At 69.3% G+C, this 15,950-nt stretch carries 18 protein-coding genes and 1 riboswitch; of the genes, 12 read left to right on the top strand and 6 right to left on the bottom strand.

Translation table 11 applies throughout. The annotated features are described in order from the left end of the window. Nucleotides 1-92: 92 nt before the first annotated feature. Complete coding sequence (locus AB0L64_RS32720) at nt 93-980, bottom strand: PD-(D/E)XK nuclease family protein (RefSeq protein ID WP_363716452.1); 888 nt, start codon at nt 978-980, stop codon at nt 93-95. Nucleotides 981-1,109: 129 nt separating this feature from the next. Between AB0L64_RS32720 and AB0L64_RS32715 the strand changes: the two genes are divergently transcribed. The 5 genes from AB0L64_RS32715 to AB0L64_RS32695 all read left to right on the top strand — a co-directional run bounded on the left by AB0L64_RS32715 (nt 1,110) and on the right by AB0L64_RS32695 (nt 6,634). After that, entirely contained in the window at nt 1,110-1,979 is an 870-nt protein-coding gene (locus AB0L64_RS32715) for an intradiol ring-cleavage dioxygenase (RefSeq protein ID WP_363716450.1), read from the top strand. A gap of 35 nt (nt 1,980-2,014) precedes the next feature. Next, nucleotides 2,015-3,169 carry a M50 family metallopeptidase gene (locus AB0L64_RS32710; protein WP_363716448.1) on the top strand — a complete coding sequence of 385 codons (1,155 nt, stop codon included), beginning with the start codon at nt 2,015-2,017 and terminating at the stop codon, nt 3,167-3,169. 63 nt (nt 3,170-3,232) lie between these two features. Beyond that, nucleotides 3,233-4,171, top strand: coding sequence for a tRNA (adenine-N1)-methyltransferase (locus tag AB0L64_RS32705; RefSeq protein WP_363716446.1), 939 nt, complete (start codon nt 3,233-3,235; stop codon nt 4,169-4,171). 99 nt (nt 4,172-4,270) lie between these two features. Then, nucleotides 4,271-6,016 carry a proteasome ATPase gene (arc, locus tag AB0L64_RS32700; protein ID WP_363716444.1) on the top strand — a complete coding sequence of 582 codons (1,746 nt, stop codon included), beginning with the start codon at nt 4,271-4,273 and terminating at the stop codon, nt 6,014-6,016. Between the two features lie 255 nt (nt 6,017-6,271). Further along, complete coding sequence (locus AB0L64_RS32695; protein WP_363716442.1) at nt 6,272-6,634, top strand: hypothetical protein; 363 nt, start codon at nt 6,272-6,274, stop codon at nt 6,632-6,634. Here AB0L64_RS32695 and AB0L64_RS32690 read toward each other — a convergent pair. The 4 genes from AB0L64_RS32690 to AB0L64_RS32675 all read right to left on the bottom strand — a co-directional run bounded on the left by AB0L64_RS32690 (nt 6,631) and on the right by AB0L64_RS32675 (nt 9,409). After that, complete coding sequence (locus AB0L64_RS32690; RefSeq protein ID WP_363716439.1) at nt 6,631-7,506, bottom strand: hypothetical protein; 876 nt, start codon at nt 7,504-7,506, stop codon at nt 6,631-6,633. The two genes, AB0L64_RS32695 and AB0L64_RS32690, sit on opposite strands and share 4 nt — an antisense overlap. Beyond that, complete coding sequence (locus AB0L64_RS32685) at nt 7,503-8,105, bottom strand: RNA polymerase sigma factor (protein WP_363716437.1); 603 nt, start codon at nt 8,103-8,105, stop codon at nt 7,503-7,505. The genes AB0L64_RS32690 and AB0L64_RS32685 overlap by 4 nt, the downstream gene beginning before the upstream one ends. 72 nt (nt 8,106-8,177) lie before the next feature. Continuing rightward, nucleotides 8,178-8,918 (bottom strand): phosphotransferase, encoded by a 741-nt coding sequence (locus tag AB0L64_RS32680; protein ID WP_363716435.1) that lies wholly within the window; start codon nt 8,916-8,918, stop codon nt 8,178-8,180. Continuing rightward, the gene (locus AB0L64_RS32675) at nt 8,915-9,409 is read right to left on the bottom strand and encodes an NUDIX domain-containing protein (protein WP_363716433.1); all 495 of its coding nucleotides are present in this window, start codon (nt 9,407-9,409) and stop codon (nt 8,915-8,917) included. Before AB0L64_RS32675 ends, AB0L64_RS32680 begins: the two co-directional genes overlap by 4 nt. A gap of 73 nt (nt 9,410-9,482) precedes the next feature. On the opposite strand from AB0L64_RS32675, the gene dop reads away from it, so the two are divergent. The 7 genes from dop to AB0L64_RS32640 all read left to right on the top strand — a co-directional run bounded on the left by dop (nt 9,483) and on the right by AB0L64_RS32640 (nt 15,090). Further along, nucleotides 9,483-11,003, top strand: a complete 1,521-nt coding sequence (gene dop / locus AB0L64_RS32670) for a depupylase/deamidase Dop (protein WP_355692465.1) — start codon at nt 9,483-9,485, stop codon at nt 11,001-11,003. A 55-nt stretch (nt 11,004-11,058) separates the two neighbouring features. Then, nucleotides 11,059-11,268, top strand: a complete 210-nt coding sequence (locus AB0L64_RS32665) for a ubiquitin-like protein Pup (RefSeq protein WP_130448384.1) — start codon at nt 11,059-11,061, stop codon at nt 11,266-11,268. Nucleotides 11,269-11,276: 8 nt separating this feature from the next. Then, on the top strand, nt 11,277-12,119 hold the full coding sequence (gene prcB, locus AB0L64_RS32660; RefSeq protein WP_359924981.1) for a proteasome subunit beta: 843 nt from the start codon (nt 11,277-11,279) through the stop codon (nt 12,117-12,119). 37 nt (nt 12,120-12,156) lie between these two features. Further along, nucleotides 12,157-12,999: a proteasome subunit alpha gene (gene prcA / locus AB0L64_RS32655; protein ID WP_363716430.1), complete on the top strand. Its 843-nt coding sequence runs from the start codon at nt 12,157-12,159 to the stop codon at nt 12,997-12,999. Nucleotides 13,000-13,034: 35 nt separating this feature from the next. Further along, a complete protein-coding gene (locus AB0L64_RS32650) occupies nt 13,035-13,631 on the top strand; it encodes an NUDIX hydrolase (RefSeq protein WP_363716428.1) in 597 nt (198 codons plus the stop codon). Between the two features lie 19 nt (nt 13,632-13,650). Continuing rightward, nucleotides 13,651-14,070, top strand: coding sequence for a nitroreductase family deazaflavin-dependent oxidoreductase (locus tag AB0L64_RS32645; protein ID WP_363716426.1), 420 nt, complete (start codon nt 13,651-13,653; stop codon nt 14,068-14,070). Nucleotides 14,071-14,085: 15 nt separating this feature from the next. Further along, nucleotides 14,086-14,170, top strand: a riboswitch (ZMP/ZTP riboswitch). Between the two features lie 20 nt (nt 14,171-14,190). Then, on the top strand, nt 14,191-15,090 hold the full coding sequence (locus tag AB0L64_RS32640; protein ID WP_363716424.1) for a bifunctional 5,10-methylenetetrahydrofolate dehydrogenase/5,10-methenyltetrahydrofolate cyclohydrolase: 900 nt from the start codon (nt 14,191-14,193) through the stop codon (nt 15,088-15,090). On the opposite strand, the gene AB0L64_RS32635 is transcribed toward AB0L64_RS32640, so the two are convergent. Next, nucleotides 15,087-15,941: a phytanoyl-CoA dioxygenase family protein gene (locus AB0L64_RS32635; protein WP_363716422.1), complete on the bottom strand. Its 855-nt coding sequence runs from the start codon at nt 15,939-15,941 to the stop codon at nt 15,087-15,089. The two genes, AB0L64_RS32640 and AB0L64_RS32635, sit on opposite strands and share 4 nt — an antisense overlap. Between the last annotated feature and the right edge of the window lie 9 nt (nt 15,942-15,950).

Below are 15,950 nucleotides of genomic sequence, written 5' to 3'. Positions count from 1 at the left end.
CTTGACCTTCGACAAGCCAAGAATCCCTCACCAGACAGGCACTTCCGTGCGTTACGCGCCGTCCTCAACCTCCACGACGTGAAATCTCGAGGCTAGCCGTCGACTGTGATCAGGTCTATGCCTGCCGACTCGGCCGCGACCTCTTCGACGGAGCGGGTCGGCAGCGGCGGCGGTGTGCCGCCCCACGCCGGACACAGCGGCTTGTGGTCGCACCAGTCACACAGCGGGCCGGGGCTGGGTCGCCAGTCGCCGGAGTCGAGGGCACGGGTGATGGCGACCCACAGCGCGGAGACCTTGCGCTCACAGGCCCGCAGATCGGCCTCGTCCGGGACGTAGCGGACGATCTCGCCGTTGCCCAGGTAGACCAGCTGCAGCATCGCCGGCACCACACCGCGCAGCTTCCACAGCACCAGTGCGTAGAACTTCATCTGGAACAGCGCCTTCGCCTCGAAGAACTCCGACGGCGAGCGACCGGTCTTGTAGTCGACCACCCGGATCTCCCCGGTCGGAGCCACGTCGAGGCGGTCCACATACCCCCGCAGCACCAGCCCGGAGTCCAGCGCGGTCTCGACATACAGCTCGCGCTCGGCGGGCTCCAGCGCATTCGGGTCCTCGAGCGTGAAGTACCTCCCGAGGAGGTCGTGCGCCTCGGCCAGCCAGGTGGCCAGCTCCTCGCCGCTCGCATCCTCGGCGAACAGCTCCGCGACCTCCGGCTCGGCCTCCAGCAGGCGCTGCCACTGTGGCTCGAGCATCTGCGCCGCCTGCTCCAGCGTCCGCTCGCCGCGCGGCAGGTCGAACAGCCGCTCCAGCACCGCGTGCACAACCGTCCCGCGGACCGCGGCCGACGACGGCTTCTCCGGCAGCCGGTCGACGACCCGGAACCGGTACTTCAGCGGGCAGCTCATGAAGTCCGCTGCTCGAGAGGGCGACAAGGCGCCCCGCGGGTGCTCATGCGGATCGACAGCAGCTGCAACGCTCATGACTCAAACCCTAGGCACAACCACGGACAGTTCGCTCGCACCCCACTCCGTGCCTGTGGAAAACCGCCTCCCAGCGAACTCCCAGCGAACTCACGGCCGGCCTGCGGCGGGCGTTGCCATGCTCGGAACATGACGCCACCGACGCAGCCTCCTCCGAACCACGACCGCGGTCTCGAGTACGACCTCGCAACCCTGCACCGCCGCCGTTTCCTCGGCCTGTTCACCGCGGCGGGCCTCGCCGCCGTCACCGGCTGCTCGGCCGACGAACAGACGGCCGGCACACAGACCGGCACATCGGCCAGCGCATCGACGAGCACCTCACCGTCCGCCTCGTCGTCCGCCACGTCCGGTACGACGACGAGCGCCGCCGCCGACGTCGACGAGATCCCGCAGGAGACCGGCGGACCGTACCCGGGCGACGGCTCCAACGGCCCCAACGTCCTCACCCAGTCCGGCATCGTGCGCAGCGACATCACCAAGTCGTTCGGCTCCGCGTCCGGCGTGGCCACCGGCGTACCGCTGTCCGTCGAACTCACCGTCGTCGACGCCGATCAGGACAAGGCCCTCGAAGGTGCGGCCGTCTACCTGTGGCACTGCGACGCCCAGGGCCGGTACTCGCTGTACTCCGACGGCGTGACCGAGGAGAACTACCTCCGCGGCGTCCAGTCGGCCGACGCATCGGGCAAGGTCACGTTCACGACGATCTTCCCGGCCGCGTACATGGGCCGCTGGCCGCACATCCACTTCGAGGTCTACGCGAGCGCCGACGAGGCGACCAAGGCCGGCCAGATCACCCGCACCTCACAGCTCGCCCTCCCGAAGGACGTCTGCAGCACGGTCTACGCCACCGACGGGTACGACGGCAGCGCGCAGAACCTCAGCCGGACCTCGCTCGACAGCGACAACGTGTTCGGCGACGACGACGGCGTACATCAGCTCGCGACCGTCACCGGAGACGTCTCCGGCGGGTACGTCGCCACGCTGACGGTGGGTGTGTAGCGCAGCGTTGACACCGGCCAAGTAGCGTTGGGGTGATGCCAGACTCGCGCGAATCCCAGAACCCCGCCCAGCCGGCCGGTCCGCCACCGCCCGGAACGTGGGTACTGGGTCGTGTCCGCGGCATCCGGCTGACCATGCGCTTCACCTGGCTGCCGGTGGCGATGCTGCTCGCGGTCGGCTTCGCCGCGATCATCGGCCAGCAGTTCCCGGAGCTCGGCGGCTGGCGGTACGTGGCCGCGTTCGCGTTCGTCGTCGCGTTCACGGTCTCGATCCTGATCCACGAGCTCGCGCATGCGCTGATGGCGATGAAGTTCGGTATCTCGGTCTCCGAGATCAACCTCGGCTTCTTCGCGGCCGGCACGCATATCGAGGGCGAGCGGAAGTCGCCGCTGGAGGAGTTCGCCGTCTCGGTCGTCGGGCCGATCGCGTCGCTGATCGTCGGCGGGCTGGCCTACCTCGGCTCCCGCGCCGTCGACGAGGGCGTCGGGTACGTCGCGCTGTGGGAGCTCGGCATCGCGAACCTGATCGTCGGCGTCACGAACCTGCTGCCCGGCCTGCCGCTGGACGGCGGCTGGGTGCTGCGGGCGATCGTCTGGAAGCTCACCGGCAACATGCACACCGGCACCATCGCGGCCGCCTGGGCGGGCCGGCTGCTCGCGATGGGCGTGCTCGTGCTCCCGGTCCTGCTGGAGGAGATCTGGGACCGGCAACCGTCGATGATCGACTTCGTCATCGCGCTGCTGGTCGGGTTCTTCCTGTGGTCCGGATCGACCGCCTCCCTGATGCAGGCCCGGCTGCGGCGCAAACTGCCCGCGCTCCAGGTCCGCACGATGGCCCGGCGCGCCATCGCCGTGCACTCCGGCACGCCGGTGTCCGAGGCCGTCCGGATGGCGTCCGAGGCGCACGCCGGAGCGGTCGTGGTGATCGACGGCGACGGCAAGCCGCACGCGCTGGTGTCGGAGACCGCGGTCGCCGCGGTGGCCCCGAACCAGCGTCCCTGGACCACGGTCAGCGAGGTCTCCAGCCGGATCGCCGCGGGCCACATCATCGGCGTCAACGACACCGGCGAGGAGATCCTCGCCACACTGCGTGAGCACCCCGCGTCGGAGTACCTGGTGCTCGACGCCGACGGCGGCGTGTACGGCGTCCTCGCGACGTCGGACGTGGAACGCGCCTTCCGCGGCCGCTGATCACGCCGCCGGCTACACGCTGATTACTCGGTCGGCGTGACCGAAAGTTAAGGTGAGCGCCTTATGGCTGACTTGCGTGACTTTCCCGACCAGGCGTTCTCCGGCGTCCACCACGGACCGCTGCAGGAGGGCGAGTGGATCACCCTGCAGGATTCCAAGGGCCGCCGGCACTCGGTCAAGCTGGAGCGCGGGAAGATCTTCCACACCACCAAGGGCGGGATCGCGCACGACGACCTGATCGACGGCCCGGACGCGGTCACGATCCGGTCCAAGGGCAACGTCGAGTACCTGGCCCTGCGGCCGCTGATGGCCGACTACTCGGTCTCGATGCCGCGCGGCGCCGCGGTGATCTACCCGAAGGACACCGCGCAGATCGTCACAATGGCCGACATCTTCCCGGGCGCGAAGGTGGTCGAGGCGGGCGCCGGTTCCGGCGCGCTGACCACCGCGCTGCTGCGCGCGGTCGGGATCCACGGCCAGGTGATCTCGTTCGAGCGCCGCGAGGACTTCGCCGAGGTCGCGCGCAAGAACGTGACGGGTTTCTTCGGCGGCGAGCACCCGGCCTGGCGGCTCGAGGTGGGCGACCTGGTCGAGAAGCTGAACGAGCAGGACGTGGACCGCGTCGTGCTCGACATGCTCGCGCCCTGGGAGTGCGTCGACGTGGTCGCTGAGGCCCTTTCGCCCGGTGGGGTGTTCTGTGCCTACGTCGCCACCACGACGCAGCTGAGCCGCGTTGTGGAGACGCTGAGGGCACACGGGGAGTTCACCGAGCCGCGCGCGTGGGAGTCGCTCGTGCGAGACTGGCACGTAGAAGGTCTCGCCGTCCGTCCGGGCCACCGGATGCAAGGACACACGGCCTTCCTGGTCACCGCCCGGAGGATGGCGCACGGGGTGCAGGCACCCCGCAAGAAGCGCCGTCCGGCACCGGGCGCGTACGGCGACGACTACTCCGGCCCGCGCCGCCCCGAGCCGTCGCCCGAAACTTCTGACGACATGCCGTAGGCAACCGACTCATCCGCAACCGACACGTGATGGGATTCAGCTTGCCCGGCGAGGTTTTCTGGGTAAGGTCCATAGGGTCGAGCCCCACATGGTGAGGTGATGATCGTGGCTGGAGACGAGAGTCCTACCGCGGCAGAACTGCGTAACCAGGTCCGGTACCTGGAAGCCGAGGTCGCGGCGTTGCGACGTCGGCTGCTCGAGCACCCGGCTGACAGCCGGTCGCTCGAGAGCAGACTGTCCGAAACCCAGGCCTCCTTGGCGAGTGTCACCGCTCAGAACGAGCGGCTGGCGGACACGCTGCGGGAGGCGCGAGAGAAGATCATCGCCCTGAAGGAGGAGGTCGACCGGCTGGCGCAACCGCCGTCCGGATTCGGCACCTTCCTCGGACGGAACGAAGACGACACGCTCGACGTGTTCACCGGCGGCCGGAAACTCCGGGTCGCGGCGAGCCCGTCGGTGGACCTGGACGCGCTCAAGCTCGGCCAGGAACTGATGCTGAACGAGGCACTCAACGTCGTCGAGGCCTGCGACTTCGAGGTCGTCGGCGACGTGGTGATGCTGAAGGAACTGCTCGCCGACGGCGAGCGGGCGCTGGTGATCGCGCAGGCCGACGAGGAGCGCGTGGTGCGGCTCGCGTCGCCGCTGCTCGACACTGCGTTGCGGTCGGGCGACTCGCTGCTGCTGGAGCCCCGCTCCGGCTACGTCTACGAGAAGATCCCGAAGTCCGAGGTCGAGGAGCTGGTGCTCGAAGAGGTCCCGGACATCGACTACACCCAGATCGGTGGCCTGTCCGGCCAGATCGAGCAGATCCGGGACGCCGTCGAGCTGCCGTACCTGCACAAGGACCTGTTCCTCGAGCACGAGCTCAAGCCGCCGAAGGGCGTGCTGCTCTACGGCCCGCCGGGCTGCGGCAAGACGCTGATCGCGAAGGCGGTCGCGAACTCGCTGGCCAAGAAGGTCGCCGAGCGCACCGGGATCGCCGAGCAGAAGTCGTTCTTCCTGAACATCAAGGGTCCGGAGCTGCTGAACAAGTACGTCGGCGAGACCGAGCGGCACATCCGCCTGGTCTTCCAGCGGGCCCGGGAGAAGGCGTCCGAGGGGATGCCGGTGATCGTGTTCTTCGACGAGATGGACTCGCTGTTCCGCACCCGCGGCTCCGGTGTCTCCTCCGACGTCGAGAACACCATCGTCCCGCAGTTGCTGAGCGAGATCGACGGTGTCGAGGGCCTGGAGAACGTCCTCGTGATCGGTGCCTCGAACCGTGAGGACATGATCGACCCGGCGATCCTGCGGCCCGGTCGGCTGGACGTGAAGATCAAGATCGAGCGCCCGGACGCGGAAGCTGCCCGGGACATCTTCTCGAAGTACCTGACCGCCGGGCTCCCGTTGCACGCCGACGACCTGAACGAGTTCGGCGGCGACCGGCAGGGCTGCGTGGACGGGATGATCCAGCGCACCGTCGAGCGGATGTACACCGAGGCCGAGGAGAACCGGTTCCTCGAGGTCACCTACGCCAACGGCGACAAGGAGGTCCTGTACTTCAAGGACTTCAACTCGGGCGCGATGATCCAGAACATCGTCGACCGGGCGAAGAAGATGGCGATCAAGGCCTTCCTCGACGAGAACCAGAAGGGCCTGCGGGTGCAGCACCTGCTGCAGGCGTGTGTGGACGAGTTCAAGGAGAACGAGGACCTCCCGAACACCACGAACCCGGACGACTGGGCCCGGATCTCCGGAAAGAAGGGCGAGCGGATCGTCTACATCCGTACTCTCATCTCCGGCAAGCAGGGCACCGAGCCGGGTCGCTCGATCGACACCGCGACCAACACGGGTCAGTACCTGTAACCCACACCACCCGCAACGCCCGGCTGCCCCGCGCAGCCGGGCGTTGCGCGTTGCCGCCGAGTCGTGGCAAAAGGCTGCCGCACCGATCGCCGAGTCGTGGATTGTGGTCGCCACGGCGAACCAATTTCCACGACTCGGCGATCGTGGCGGGAGCCAATCGCCACGACTCGGCGAGTTGGGGGTAGAGGAAACACCCGGTGGGATCGGGGGGTTTCCCCGATTGGTGGGGTGGTTTCGCGGGCTTAGCTTGCTGGTATGGCGACGGATGAGGTGCGGAAGGACCTGCGGGCCGCGGTCGCGGCGCGGCAGGAGCTGGGCCCGGAGTACGAGGCCGAGATCATCGACAGCTTCCTCGAGAAGCTCGACCAGCGCGACGCCCAGCGCCGTGCGGGGTCCTACGGGCCGTACGCCCAGCCCGGCTTGCCGGAGCCGGCGCGACCGGGCCGTCCGAGCCGGGAGCCGGACCCGGGCGGCCTAGCGCTCGCGATCGTGTCCGTGGTGGCCGCGATCCCGATCACCGCGATCATGGCCGGCATGATCGGCCCGTTCGGGGTCGTGATCGGCTGGCTGGGCCTGCTTGGGATCAACTTCGCCCGGACGATGGCACGCCGCCGCTAGCCGACCGGGATCTGCTTGCCCCGGGCGTCGAAGGCGCGGACCTCCGTCGTGAGCTTCTCGCCGACGGCGAACTTCCCGCGCGCCTGGACCTCGGTGTAGGCGAAGCCGTCCTCGACGACCCCCTTGGTCCACGGGCCGGGCTGTCCGTCCAGCACGTACCGGGCCTCGACTGTGGCGACGGTCGGCAGCGCACGGTAGACGGCCCACGCCTGCAAGGTCGTGCGTGCGTACGTCAAGTTGGCGTTCTCACTGCCGAGGGTCACCAGAGCGCGCCGGTCCGTCGGCTGAGTCTGCCAGTTCTTGTCGGGGACCCGTCCGACCGATCCGACCGATCCGAGCTTCGCGCTCGCCGGTGTGCGTGTCAGGCAGTACCGGTACCCGAGCTTGGCGTCGGAGGGCGCGCCTCCCGTTCCCGGCTTGCGACCGCCGCGGGTCACAGTGGTCTTCGGGGCCGGAGCCTTCTTCGTGTTCAGCGCCACTGCCACCAGCGCAGTGCTGTCCTTGGTGATGCCGCGGACGTGGCGGCTCCAGATGATCTGGGCGGGACCGCCCTCTCCCGGGAACTGGCATTCGGTGACGATCTTGGCCAGGTCGCGCTGCTGCACCGCCCCGAGGTCGACGCCCACCTTCGCCTCGGGGGAGGCCTGCAGCGTCGTACCGGCCACGCTCGCGTCGTCGGACGAGTTGTTGGCGACGGCCAGCGTGCCGGCGACCACGGCCGCGACCGCTCCGACGCCGACGGCAGGGGCGACCCAGCGCCGGGCCGGCCGGTGGGCGGCGGGCCGGGCCTTGTCCAGCACCCGGTTGCGCAGGCGGGCGTGCTCGGCGGCGGTCAGCGGCGGAACGCGCGGCGGTTCGAGATCGGTGTTCATGACAGCTCCTCGGTGAGGTCGACCCGGGTCAGCAGGTCGGGGAAGCGACGACGGGTGCGGTGCAGCCGGGCCTTGACGGTTCCGACCGGTACGCCGAGCGCGTCCGCGGCCTCGGCGGTGGTGAGTCCGGACCAGACGACGAGCTCGAGGGTCTCGCGTTCGTGCCGGGGGAGTTTGGCCACGGCGCGACGGATCACGGACATCCGGCGCTCGTCGTCGAGGCGGCGCGCGACGTCGGCGGCGTGGTCGTCGTCAGGGGGCGGCTCGGGCAGGCGCTCGACGAGCTTGCGCAGCCGGTTCGCCGTACGGAACAGGGAGTTGCACTCGTGCCCGGCCACTCGGAGCAGCCAGCCGCGGGCGGTCGGCGCGGTGAGCGGTCCCGGTGGGTTGCGCTGGAAGCGTCGCCAGGTGTTCAGGAATGTCGCCTGGACCACGTCGTCGGCGGCGCTCCAGGAGGCGGTCCGCCGGAACGCGAAGGCACGGACGTCGTCGGCGTACCGGTCGAACAGTTCGCCGAGCGCGAAGTGGTCGCCGACGCGCAGACGCTGCCACAGCTCCTCGTCCGGTCCTGGATCGAGGCCTCCGGGGCCGGTGGCCATGGACGGCTCCGTATCGTCAGTCAGGGTGATCTTCACACCGGCTAATGACCGGTCGCCGGCCAAATGGTTGCATCACAGCAGCGAGACGATGCCGCGCAGGCCGTTCGCCACGTCGTCGGGCAGGTTCAGGCGCAGTCCGCGGTGGACGCCGTACCACGGCGACAGCCGGGCCCAGTCCTCGGCGCGTTCGACCAGCTCGGGGCCTGGTTGATAGACCTCGGCCGCGCCGGCGGCGACAGCCTTCGGGGCGCCGTTGAGGATCCAGCACAGGTCCAGCGCGGGGTCGCCGATGACCGCGTCCGTCCAGTCGATGATGCCGGTGACCCTGCCGTCGGTGATCAGGATGTGGTCCGGCCCGAAGTCGCAGTGGATCAAGCAGTTGCGGACGGCGGCGACGCGATCGAGCAGCTCGCGGGCGGCGGCCCGGGCCTCTGTCGGCAGCAACGGCACGATCTGCGTCCGGAACTCGTGCAGCTCGACAGCCTTCGCCGCCGACGCGGTCTCGGCGTCCACAGCGCCGTACGCGACGGCTTCTGCCGGGTCAACAGCGTGCAATGCCTTCAGGAATGCTCCCAGCTCGCGCCCGAGTGCTTCGTCGCCGCCTGTGAGCGGCGTGCCGGGGAGCAGGAGGTGCCGTACGCCGTCCACGGTCCGCTCGGGGACAGGCACCGGCAGCGGCAGCTGAGGGGCGAGCCAGGGGAGGAGGCTGACCTCGGCGAGCAACCGGGGCCGGACCTCCGGGCGGCGCGGGGACCGGTGGATCCACGGGCCGTCGATCCAGGCGTGGCTGTCCCAGCCCTCGATGATCGTCACATCAGGTCCCGGACGTAGGAACCGAGCAGCCCGACGGTGTCCGGCATGAACGGCCACTCGTCGAACTTCGCCACCAGCTCCGCGGGGGACATCCAGTCGCCCCACTCGACCTCTTCCGGCTGGTGCCGCACCGGGCCGTCCCAGACACACGTGTACAGGTACGCGTGGTACCGCGTGTTCTCGTCCGCGTAGTCGCCCTCCGGAAGCCGGGTCAGCTCGACGCCGGAGATCCCGAGCTCCTCCTCCAGCTCCCGGACGACGGCGTGGAACGGGTCCTCACCCGCCGCGACGACACCACCCGCGGCGAAGTCGTACCGGCCCGGGTAGACGTCCTTCGTGGTGGTCCGCCGGTGCACGTAGATGTCGCCGGCCGGATTCCGGACGACCACGCCGGTCGCGGAGTGTCGCAGGTTGTCGCGGCGCATGACCGATCGGGGCGCCGATCCGGTGACTTGGTTGTCGTCGTCAAGAATCGCCACCAATTCGTCCATGGGCGCAGTCTCACAGGTAACCCTGTGGACACAGCAACCCATTTCGTCGCCGGTACCGCGTAGGCTCAACTCCATGAGTGTTCGGCGGATCATGGGAACCGAGACCGAGTTCGGGATCTCGGTTCCGGGTCAGCCCGGGGCCAACCCGATGCTGACCTCGAGCCAGGTGGTGAACGGCTACGCCCAGACGCAGCCGCTCGCGCGCAAGACCCGATGGGACTTCGACGAGGAGCACCCGCTGCGGGACGCGCGCGGCTTCGACCTGAGCCGGGAGGTGGCCGACTCCAGCCAGCTGACCGACGAAGAGACCGGCCTGGCGAACGTGATCCTCACCAACGGCGCCCGGTTGTACGTCGACCACGCCCACCCGGAGTACTCCGCACCCGAGACCACGAACCCGCGCGACGCGGTGGTGTGGGACAAGGCCGGGGAGCTGGTGATCATGGAGGGCGCGCGGCAGGCGCGCCTGATCCCCGGGGCGCCGCAGCTGAACCTCTACAAGAACAACACCGACAACAAGGGCGCGTCGTACGGCTCGCACGAGAACTACCTGATGCGCCGCTCGACGCCGTTCGCGTCGATCGTGCGGCACCTGACGCCGTTCTTCGTGAGCCGCCAGGTGGTCACCGGCGCGGGCCGGGTCGGGATCGGCCAGGACGGCGCCGCGCACGGGTTTCAGATCAGCCAGCGGGCGGACTACTTCGAGGTCGAGGTCGGCCTGGAGACGACGCTGAAGCGGCCGATCATCAACACCCGCGACGAGCCGCACGCGAATCCGGACCGTTACCGCCGGCTGCACGTCATCATCGGCGACGCGAACCTGTCCGAGATCTCGACGTACCTGAAGGTCGGCACGACGTCGCTGGTGCTGGCGATGATCGAGGACGGCTGGCTGACCGACGACCTGGGCGTCGACCGCCCGGTGACCGCGCTGCACGAGGTCAGCCACGACCCGACCTGCACACATCTGCTGACGATGAAGGACGGCCGCAAACTCACCGCGGTGCAGCTCCAGACGGAATACCTGGAGCAGGCCCGCAAGTACGTCGAGGACAAGTACGGCGACGACGCGGACCGGCAGACCAAGGACGTGCTGCACCGCTGGGAGCAGGTGCTCGACCAGCTCGCGACCGACCCGATGAAGCTGTCCGACCAGCTCGACTGGGTCGCGAAGTACAAACTGCTCCAGTCCTACCGTGACCGGGACGGCCTGGAGTGGGACGACCCCAAGCTGCACCTGGTCGACCTGCAGTACGCCGACCTCCGCCCGGACAAGGGCCTGTATTACAAGTTGGTGAAGTCCGGGCGGATGCAGCGGCTCGTCACCGACGAGGAGATCCGGATGGCCGTCGCGCACCCGCCGACCGACACCCGGGCGTACTTCCGCGGCCGCTGCATGCAGCAGTACGCGCCGCAGGTCGCGGCCGCCTCCTGGGACTCGGTGATCTTCGATCTGCCGGGCAAGGAGTCGCTCCAGCGGATCCCGACGCTGGACCCGCTGCGGGGCACGAAAGCGCATGTCGGGGCACTTCTTGACCAATGCGACACCGCAAGTGACCTGGTTCGCACCATTACTGGGGGTGCCGCCGGGTAGGGTCGCTCTTGAGGGTCGGTTGGGCGGCCCTCCCAGCGGTTCTAGGAGGTGTGCCATGGCGAAGGACGGCGGTCAGCAGCACAAGCAGCCGAAGCGTTCGTCGACCGAGGAAGAGGTCGAGCAGGTCGAGGCGTCGGAGGACGTCCAGGAGCGCAAAGAGCGACTCGACGAGGACGTCGACTCGATCCTGGACGAGATCGACGAGGTGCTCGAGGAGAACGCCGAGGAGTTCGTCCGCGGTTTCGTGCAAAAGGGTGGGGAGTGAACCGCTCGATGACATCTGATGCCTCCGGCCGGCTGCCGGAAGCCTTCCTGACCCCAGGCGGCTCGTCGTTCATGGACTTCCTGGCCGGGCACGCGCCCGACCTGTTGCCCGGACGACGGTCCCTGGGCCAGGGTGACCTGTCCAGCGAAGTCCCGCACGGCACGACGATCGTGGCGGCCACCTTCCCCGGTGGCGTGATCATGGCCGGCGACCGGCGGGCCACGATGGGCAACATCATCGCCCAGCGTGACATCGAGAAGGTCTTCCCCGCCGACGAGTACTCGGCGGTCGCGTTCGCCGGCTCGGCCGGCTTCGGGATCGAGATGGTCCGGTTGTTCCAGGTCGAGCTGGAGCATTACGAGAAGCTCGAGGGCGCCACGCTCAGCCTCGACGGCAAGGCCAACCGGCTGAGCGCGCTGATCCGCGGCAATCTGCCGATGGCCATGCAGGGCCTCACCGTGGTGCCGCTGTTCGCAGGCTACGACGAGGACATCAAGGGCGGCCGGATCTTCTCCTACGACCCGACCGGCGGTCGGTACGAGGAGACCCACTTCTACAGCGTCGGCTCGGGCTCGCTGTTCGCCCGCGGCGCGCTGAAGAAGCTGTACCGCGAGGACCTGTCCGAGACCGACTGCGCGACGGTGGCGATCCAGTCGCTGATCGACGCGGCCGACGACGACTCCGCGACCGGCGGCCCGGACATGCTCCGGCGGATCTTCCCGGTGGTCGGCGTGGTCACCGCGGACGGGTACCGGCGGCTGCCGGAGGACGAGGTCGCGACGCTCGTCGACGCGGCCTGGAGCCAGCGGCACCAGCGGCCCGACGGCCCGGCCTCGGCGTCCCTGACCTGACCAAGATCTCGATCGACTGACGAGGACGACACCTTCGATGAGCGTTCCCTTCTACGTCTCGCCCGAGCAGCTGATGCGGGACCGGGCGGACTTCGCCCGCAAAGGCATCGCCAAGGGCCGCAGCGCGATCGCGCTGCAATATGCCGACGGCATCCTGTTCGTCGCGGAGAACCGCTCGCCCGCTCTGCACAAGGTCGCGGAGATCTACGACCGGATGGCGTTCGCCGCCGTCGGGCGGTACAACGAGTTCGAGAACCTGCGGATCGCCGGCGTCCGGCTCGCCGACATGCGCGGGTACTCCTACGACCGCCGCGACGTCACCGGCCGGGCGCTGGCCAACGCCTACGCGCAGACCCTCGGCGCGATCTTCTCCTCCGGCGGTGAGAAGCCGCTCGAGGTCGAGATCCTGGTCGCCGAGATCGGCGCGAGCCCGGCCGAGGACCAGATCTACCGGCTGACGTACGACGGCTCGATCGCCGACGTCCGGGGGTACGCCGTGATGGGCGGCCCGGCCGAGCAGGTCGCGGACTACGTCGGCGAGCACTACAGCGAGGGCATCTCGCTGGCCGGCGCGCTCCGGCTCGCCGTGGACGCGCTCGGCCACGACGGCACCGAGGTCCGGGAGCTGACGCCGGACCAGCTCGAGGTCGCGGTCCTGGACCGGACCCGGTCGCAGGTGCGCAAGTTCAAGCGGATGTCCGAGGAGACGCTCGCCGGCATCCTGAGCGAGTCCCGCCCGGCCGAGGCCCCCACGGAGCCGGACGAGGGGGAGTCCGAGGCATCGGGCGAGTCGCCGGCCGACGAGGCTCCGGTGGCCCCGTCCGAGGACGACGCGCCGCTCGCGCCGCCGGAGGATCCCGACACCGATCGTCCGCTGTGACGGACCGGCACGAGAGCTCAGCCGCTACCGAGGAGGTGGCGGCTGAGCAGTTCTCGGGCCAGTCGGATGTCGCCCGGGTCGGGGATCCGGAGCCGTGGGAGCTGCTGGGGGAGGAGCCCGGCTTCCACCGGTTCCTGACGGTGAACCTGCGCCGCTACCGGATGCCGGACGGCCGCGAGGTCGACTGGGACGTGTTCGGCCCGAAGTCCGCGGCCGGGATCACGTCCGGTGTGACGGTGCTGCCGTTGACCCCCGAGGGCCGGATCGTGACGGTGCGGATGTTCCGGGCCGGTCCGGACCGGGTCGTCACCAACCTGCCGGGCGGCTACGTCGAGCCGGGCGAAGACCCCGCGCTCGCCGGCGCCCGGGAGCTCGAGGAGGAGACCGGCTACCTCTGCGAGTCGCTCGACATCGTCGGCTGGCAGTGGTCGTCGGCGTCCTCGACGTACCGCAAGTACGTCGGGATCGCGCGCGGCTGCCGCCCGGACGGGAAGCAGCAGCTGGACGAGACCGAGGACTGTGTCCCGGTCGAGCTGACCGTGGACGCGTTCCGCGCCGAGCTGCGCACTCCCGGTGCGATGACCGGAATCGACGCGGCCTATCTGGCGTTGGACCACGCAGGATTGCTTTGACACACTGCGGAGGATCGATATGAGCGACTGGAACGCGAACATCATCGAGGAGTTCCGGGCGAACGAAGGCAAGGTCGGAGGCCAGTTCGAGGGTGCACCGATGGTGTTGCTGCACCACTACGGCCGCAAGAGCGGGCAGGAGTACGTCGCTCCGACGATGTATCTCGCCGACGAGACCGACCCGGACGTGATCTACGTCTTCGCCAGCAAGGGCGGCGCGCCCACCAACCCGGAGTGGTACCGCAACCTCGTCGCCGCCGGTAAGGGCACCGTCGAGATCGGCACCGAGAAGCACGACGTCACGGTCACCGACGTGACCGGCGCCGAGCGCGACCGCATCTACGCCGAGCAGGCGCGCCGCTACCCGGGCTTCGCCGACTACGAACGCCGGACCGCCGGTGTCCGGACCATCCCCGTCCTCGCGCTGAAGCGCGCGTAAGGGGCCGGTATCCTGGCGGCGGACCGCGACTGGCGCTGAGGTGGACGACCACCGGGGAACGGTCTGCCATCCGGCTTCGCCGCGCGCCTGGGCACCTTCTGCGACACAGGAGTGCTCCAGATGACCGCTGATCTCATGATCGGGACCGATCTCGCGGCCGAGATGGTCGCCAAGGCTGCCGAGCGCGCCCGCGCCCTGCAGGAGCGGTACGGCGTCCAGCCGTGCCTGGCGACCGTTCTGGTGGGTGACGACCCGGCGTCGGCGACGTACGTGCGGATGAAGCAGAACCGGTCGAAGAAGGCCGGGATCGCGTCGCGCAGCGTCGTACTGCCGGCCACGACGACCACCGGCGAACTCGTCGCGGAGATCACCAAGCTGTCCGGCGACCCGGCGGTGCACGGGATCCTGCTGCAGCACCCGGTGCCGGCGCAGATCGACGAGCGGGCCGCGTTCGAGGCGATCGACCCGGCGAAGGACGTCGACGGCGTGACCATGCGCTCGTTCGCGGCGATGGCGTTCAATGACACCAACGACACCAACGACACCAACGACACCAACGACACCAACGACCCGGGGTTCCGGTCCGCGACGCCCGGCGGGATCATGCGACTGCTCGCGGCCTACGACGTACCGCTCGAAGGGGCGCACGCGGTGGTGATCGGCCGCAGCCCGATCCTCGGCAAGCCGGCCGGCATGTTGCTGCTGGCATCGAATGCGACCGTCACGTACGCGCACTCCCGGACGCGGGACCTGCCGGAGCTGGTCCGGACCGCGGACGTCGTGATCGCCGCCGTCGGCAAGGCGAACTTCGTCCGCGGCGACTGGCTGAAGCCCGGCGCCGTGGTGGTCGACGCCGGCTACAACGAGGGCAACGTCGGTGACGTGCACTTCGCGGAGGCGGCCGAGGTCGCCCGGCTGATCACGCCGGTCCCGGGCGGCGTCGGGCCGATGACGATCGCCCTGCTGCTGGAGCAAACCGTCGACGCCGCCGAGGCCCAGCTGAGCCAGGGCATGTCCTAGCGGTCGCAGCCGCCGTCCTTGTCCGGGCGTGAGTGCGGCCGGGCGACGTCGTCGATGCCTTTGTAGGCGTACGGATCGGTCCCGGCGACCATGACGATGTCGCGGTAGTCGTGCTTGGCGACGTGAACGCCGTCGGGCACGGAGTGCCAGGGGAGCAGCGACTCGGCGCTCATGTAGTGGTTGGCGAGCGCGCGGCGGAGTCCGCGCCGGCCGGTGTTCGGCAGTGATCGGTGCAAGAGGTATCCGTTGAAGATCACCGCCGAGCCGGCCGGCACCTCGACCGGTACGGCGTCGTCGTCGGAGTACGGGAAGTCGAATGCCTCCACCGTGCAGTCGAAGCGGAGATCGTCCTGCTCCCGATCGGGATAGATGACCCCACGGCGGTGCGAGCCCGGCAAGACCCACAGGCAGCCGTTCTCCACGGTGGCGTCGTCGAGTGCGATCCAGGCCGCGGTCAGCGAGCGGTCCCTGGTCGGGATGAAGAACTCGTCCTGGTGCCACGCCTGGCCCGGCCTGCCCTCCGCCTTGATGAACAGCATGGACTGCATCGCCTTGACGTTGGGCCCGATCACCGCGGTCAACGTCTCGACAACACGCGGCGCGTGCAGGGCGGCGAGCGCGACGCCGGACGCCTTGTGCGGGTGGTGGATGCAGAGGAACTGCCGCAGGACGTCCGCGGAGGACTCGATGGTCGGAGCGCCCTCGACGGTGCCGAGGTCGCCGCGGCACAGCTGCTCAGCCGCGGTGTTCAGTGCGGCGACCTGTTCGGGTGGGAGGGCCTGATCGAGGACGACGAAGCCGTCCCGCCGGTAGGACTCGACCAGCTCGCCGGTGATCTCGGTGAAGTGCATTCAGCCACT

The organism is Kribbella sp. NPDC051936, assembly GCF_040680955.1.
Lineage (GTDB): Bacteria > Actinomycetota > Actinomycetes > Propionibacteriales > Kribbellaceae > Kribbella.
Note: the sequence above shows the minus strand (reverse complement) of the source record. Positions and strands in the feature narration are given on the sequence as shown.

Excerpts from the sequence above, each read along its gene's own strand:
- AB0L64_RS32705 (WP_363716446.1), top strand. The coding sequence starts at position 3,233 with ATGGCTGACTTGCGTGACTTTCCCGACCAGGCGTTCTCCGGCGTCCAC.
- arc (WP_363716444.1), top strand. The coding sequence starts at position 4,271 with ATGATCGTGGCTGGAGACGAGAGTCCTACCGCGGCAGAACTGCGTAAC.
- AB0L64_RS32635 (WP_363716422.1), bottom strand. The coding sequence starts at position 15,941 with ATGCACTTCACCGAGATCACCGGCGAGCTGGTCGAGTCCTACCGGCGG.
- AB0L64_RS32640 (WP_363716424.1), top strand. The coding sequence starts at position 14,191 with ATGACCGCTGATCTCATGATCGGGACCGATCTCGCGGCCGAGATGGTC.
- AB0L64_RS32710 (WP_363716448.1), top strand. The coding sequence starts at position 2,015 with ATGCCAGACTCGCGCGAATCCCAGAACCCCGCCCAGCCGGCCGGTCCG.
- AB0L64_RS32685 (WP_363716437.1), bottom strand. The coding sequence starts at position 8,105 with ATGGCCACCGGCCCCGGAGGCCTCGATCCAGGACCGGACGAGGAGCTG.
- prcB (WP_359924981.1), top strand. The coding sequence starts at position 11,277 with ATGACATCTGATGCCTCCGGCCGGCTGCCGGAAGCCTTCCTGACCCCA.
- AB0L64_RS32715 (WP_363716450.1), top strand. The coding sequence starts at position 1,110 with ATGACGCCACCGACGCAGCCTCCTCCGAACCACGACCGCGGTCTCGAG.
- AB0L64_RS32690 (WP_363716439.1), bottom strand. The coding sequence starts at position 7,506 with ATGAACACCGATCTCGAACCGCCGCGCGTTCCGCCGCTGACCGCCGCC.
- AB0L64_RS32675 (WP_363716433.1), bottom strand. The coding sequence starts at position 9,409 with ATGGACGAATTGGTGGCGATTCTTGACGACGACAACCAAGTCACCGGA.
- prcA (WP_363716430.1), top strand. The coding sequence starts at position 12,157 with ATGAGCGTTCCCTTCTACGTCTCGCCCGAGCAGCTGATGCGGGACCGG.
- dop (WP_355692465.1), top strand. The coding sequence starts at position 9,483 with ATGAGTGTTCGGCGGATCATGGGAACCGAGACCGAGTTCGGGATCTCG.
- AB0L64_RS32645 (WP_363716426.1), top strand. The coding sequence starts at position 13,651 with ATGAGCGACTGGAACGCGAACATCATCGAGGAGTTCCGGGCGAACGAA.
- AB0L64_RS32720 (WP_363716452.1), bottom strand. The coding sequence starts at position 980 with ATGAGCGTTGCAGCTGCTGTCGATCCGCATGAGCACCCGCGGGGCGCC.
- AB0L64_RS32695 (WP_363716442.1), top strand. The coding sequence starts at position 6,272 with ATGGCGACGGATGAGGTGCGGAAGGACCTGCGGGCCGCGGTCGCGGCG.
- AB0L64_RS32665 (WP_130448384.1), top strand. The coding sequence starts at position 11,059 with ATGGCGAAGGACGGCGGTCAGCAGCACAAGCAGCCGAAGCGTTCGTCG.